At 65.7% G+C, this 1,323-nt stretch carries 1 protein-coding gene; it reads left to right on the top strand.

All coding sequences use genetic code 11. The annotated features are described in order from the left end of the window. The coding region (locus FMEAI12_RS07710; protein ID WP_131628140.1) for an SRPBCC family protein at positions 1-1,158 on the top strand (1,158 nt) is incomplete at its 5' end. Between the last annotated feature and the right edge of the window lie 165 nt (positions 1,159-1,323).

Raw genomic sequence — 1,323 nt, 5'->3', positions numbered from 1 at the left:
TTCGTCGAGTACGAGATCTGCGACCAGTCGATCCTGGTGGTGCGGCAGCCCGATCTTTCGGTCAAGGCCTTCCACAACGCCTGCCGACACCGGGCTACCCAGCTGTGTTCGGGTTCCGGGCGGCTGCCCGGTGGGCAGATCGTGTGTCCGTTCCATGGCTGGCGGTGGAATCTCGACGGAAGTAACTCGTTCGTGTATGGCGCGGAGGGGTTCGCGCCGGAGATCCTGCGCCCGGAGGACATTCGGCTGCGGGAGTGCAGGGTCGACACGTGGGGTGCCTGCGTGTGGATCAACATGGATCCGGATGCCCGTCCGTTGCGGGAGGCGTTGGCGCCGGTAGCGGGGTTGCTGGACGCGGTGTGCGTGGAGAACATGCGGGTGTGGTGGTGGAAGGAGACGATCCTCAACGCGAACTGGAAGGTGGCTCAGGAGGCGTTCCACGAGGGTTACCACGTGATGGGGACGCATCCGCAGCTCACGTTCGGTCTGGGTGACGACTATCCGTTCGCGAATGTCGAGTACACCGCGTTCGAGAACGGCCACGGTCGTTTCCAGGGCCGGTTCGACCCGACCGCGGGCGGCGTCTCCCAGGGGCGTGGTGGGGAGGCGTTTCTGGAGCGGTCGCGGATCCTGTGGGAGGGGCAGGACGCGATGACCCTCGAACGTGACCTGAACGTCTTCCGGGGGATGCGTAACCGGGTTCCGCCCGGTGAGGACTTCCCGACGGCGGCGATCAAGGCGTTGTTCGACTACGCCGAGGGTGCCGGTATCCCGCTGCATCCGACACCGGAGGGTATGCGGATGTGGGGTGGCGGGGTTTTCCTGTTCCCGAACTTCCTCATGCTTCCCCAGTTCGGTAACGCGCTGTCGTACCGGGTCCGCCCCTACAACGACGACCCCGAGTGGTGCCGTTTCGAGGTGTGGTCGCTGACCATGTACCCGGAGGGGGAGGAGCCCGGCCGGGCGAAGCTGAAGGGCCGCTTCGCCTCCGACGACACCGAGAACTGGGGTCTGATCCCGCGTCAGGACTTCAGCAACATCGCAAGCCAGCAACGCGGCCTGCATTCGCGTAGCTACCGTGAGCACCGTCTCGCCACCGAGATGGAGCAGCTCATCAGCAACATGCACTCCGAACTCGACCGGTACCTCGCCGGCTGAGGCAGCGTACCGAAACCATCCACTCCCTGGAGGGGCACCGTGTCGAAGTCGGATGCCAGCTACGACCATGCCGTTGACGTCGTTGTCGTGGGCTCGGGCGGTGGTCTGTGCGGCGCCGTGGCCGCGGCGGCGAGCGGCCTGGACACGCTGGTGATCGAGAAGCAG

Origin of the sequence: Parafrankia sp. Ea1.12, from assembly GCF_900465275.1 — a bacterium.
GTDB classification, from domain to species: Bacteria; Actinomycetota; Actinomycetes; order Frankiales; family Frankiaceae; genus Parafrankia; species Parafrankia soli.
This window is presented reverse-complemented; position numbering and strand designations above follow the sequence as displayed.